Origin of the sequence: Yersinia aldovae ATCC 35236 (assembly GCF_000173735.1) — a bacterium.
Taxonomy (GTDB): Bacteria; Pseudomonadota; Gammaproteobacteria; order Enterobacterales; family Enterobacteriaceae; genus Yersinia; species Yersinia aldovae.
In genome coordinates this window covers 1-2,730 of record NZ_ACCB01000083.1, presented here as the reverse complement: position 1 = coordinate 2,730, position 2,730 = coordinate 1, and the positions used below count along the sequence as shown (strand labels likewise).

The following is a 2,730-nucleotide window of genomic DNA, read 5'->3' as shown; positions in this document are numbered from 1 at the left end:
GTCATTAGCAATGCAGAAGCTTGGCTGGAAGGCAACACGTGAACTCGATGAAATGATGCGTGATAGCTGGAATTGGCAGAAAAATAATCCTGATGGATATACTGCTTAGTGCCACTGCTGTAAGGAGTAGTGTTTATAATTTTATCCCTGATAACTCTCTTGATCCTGAAGTTGCTAGCTGCGATGAATTCTAATGAACTGTTGTTTAGGGTCGTTGTTAAATAATTCCCGGTAGTTGTTTAAGCTTATATTTTCGTTAGTAAGAGTGGCAATTTTTTTGTCCCAAAAAGGGAGTGTTAGAGAATTTGTGTCATTCCAGATAATATATCTCAAAAAAGAATGACAAATTACTCAGCCTTTCGATTTCGACAAAGCCCGAACGCACTTCAGGATGGTCAGGCTCTAACGGATAAATATGGCATCTTGACCTCATTGATTAAGTAGTTTATCGAAGTCGTTCTGCTCGTCGTACTCGGCTCCCATCTGGCTAATATGACGTTGAAGCCAACCGGAAGAACGGCGCTATCAAAAATACCGACGTGCAAGGCCGAACTGCCTACCCCACGCGATCGTAATGGCTCTTTTGAACCCCGGTTGGCGAAGAAGCACCAGACCACGCTATCTAACGAGATCGAGTAAAATATTATCCGACTGTTTGCCCTCGGAATGCGCTACACCGATATTAGCTGGGAAATCGAAGACTTAATACACTTTTAATATTTCAGTGCAAGCATTAGCGTGGTGGCCTATGAGGTTATTCCCGAACGCAACAGCGCCCGCAGGAAGCCATTACCCGTTCATCTGGCTGGATACCATCCACTATAAAATATGAGGGATGAATGTTAGTAAGGCCGTTTATACTATAAAAGCACCAGCTTTGAAGGTAAAAAGAGGTTATAGGAGTGTATCTGCCTGAAAATGAAGGAACTAACTAACTTCAGGCTGTCGGTGCTGACTCACCTGAAAACAGAGATTCAGCTGTACATCACTCACCAAGTCTGCAACTCTGGACTCAAAATATCACAAAATCTTTTTCAAAAGGCATCTGGACAATGTGATAACTTTATGACGGCTAAATTATCGTGATACAGAATACTAAACGCTCTCCCCAAAAATGCCTTCACACTGAAAAATTACTAAGCTATTAATTAAATTCCCTTCTACATTATGGATACATAGTGACTTATAGGGTTCTATTTTATATAGATAGGAATGTAATGGTTAGAAAATACACTCAGTCTATAGATTATTATAACTAACACCTTCGAGTTTTTATAAACTACCTTGTCCGCAGAATGATTTTCCTTACTGCCTCAGAGGGAATATACAATAGAGTTATTGTTTGATATATGACCATCCGTGCTGTCAACAAGTTATATCATGCCTCATATAATCCATTTTTCTCTGCGTGGAAATTTTTTCCTAATTTCTTAGACTGCTGGTATACACTGATTTTTTGTTTAGATTAATATTGACTCATAAATATATAGGTAGTGATTAATGAACGATAAATATGTAAAGAGCAAAGTTGATAATCGAATGGAAAGTAACTATAGTCTCTCCAGAACGTTATCTTCAGAAAATGAAATTGACCTATTTGAACTGTCTGGAATTATATTTAGATCAAAAACTAAAATTATATTGGTAACATTGGTTTTCTTGATTGGTGGTTTGATTTCTTCCTACTTTCTCCCTCAGAAGTGGGCTAGTACGGCAGTTATCGTTCCGCCGGGAAATGAACAGATGCAGGTTTTAGATAGACTAACAAATAGCCTGACTGTCTTGGATATTACTCTCGGTATTACACCTAATTATTTAATATCTAATTTCATCCAGAATTTTAATTCGGAGGATCTGCGCGAACAATATATAATTAATAGTGATTACTTTAGGAGTCTGATGAAAGATAATGTAGATGATGATTTTGAAAGGCGTGAATTAATTGGTCTGTTAGTTAATAGTAATATTGGTTTGGTTAGTCTCCAATCCAGAAATATGGATGGTGGGTATAAGTTATCTTTTAGTGCTACTACGGCAGTAGGTGCTCATGACCTTTTGCAAGGTTATATTAACTATGTAAAGACTATCGTTAATAATGATATTAATCTGAAAATAAAACGTGCGGTTGATTCTGCTAGAATTATGGCAACGGATAAGTACTTCCTAGAACTATTACGTGCCAAAAACAATCAAGAAGTGAAAATTGATCGCTTAAAAAATGCCTATTCTATAGCGAATTCTGCAGGTATTAAAAAGCCAATTTATAGTAGCGGTTCTGTTGTTAGTAATGACCCCGACTTCCTTATCCTTATGGGAGCAGATGTGCTAAATAGTAAATTGGAAATAGAAAAATCTATTACTGATTTAGCTTCAATAAACACGACTCTTTTGAATCGTAAGCTGTATATTGATAAGCTGAATGCACTAGAAATCTCTAAAGTAGATGTGGTGCCATTTAAGTATTTGCAACAACCCACAGAACCGACTAAAAGAGATGCTCCCAAGCGTGGCTTGATTATAATTCTATTTGCTCTTGCTGGTCTTGTTGGTTCAATTGGTTTCGTCTTGGTTGCTCACTTTACGCGTGAGCGTAGGGAAGAACAGCCTAAGCTTGTTCAAAGCAAAGAGTAAAATTGATTTTTCTTGAATTTAATCTGTGGTCGAATGAGTCTCTTCACTCGGCCATTTTTTATAACCAATTGAGTTAGTTCAATATGTTAGTGTGATATT

General features: G+C 37.3%; 1 protein-coding gene and 2 pseudogenes. All 3 read left to right on the top strand.

From position 1 onward, the window contains the following. A pseudogene (locus YALDO0001_RS22100) lies at nucleotides 1–109 on the top strand (UDP-glucose 4-epimerase GalE); the annotation flags it as partial. Between the two features lie 237 nt (nucleotides 110–346). Further along, nucleotides 347–932, top strand: a pseudogene (locus tag YALDO0001_RS22445) (transposase); the annotation flags it as partial. A gap of 568 nt (nucleotides 933–1,500) precedes the next feature. After that, entirely contained in the window at nucleotides 1,501–2,631 is a 1,131-nt protein-coding gene (wzz(fepE), locus tag YALDO0001_RS19195) for an LPS O-antigen length regulator Wzz(fepE) (protein ID WP_004705611.1), read from the top strand. Nucleotides 2,632–2,730: the final 99 nt, after the last annotated feature.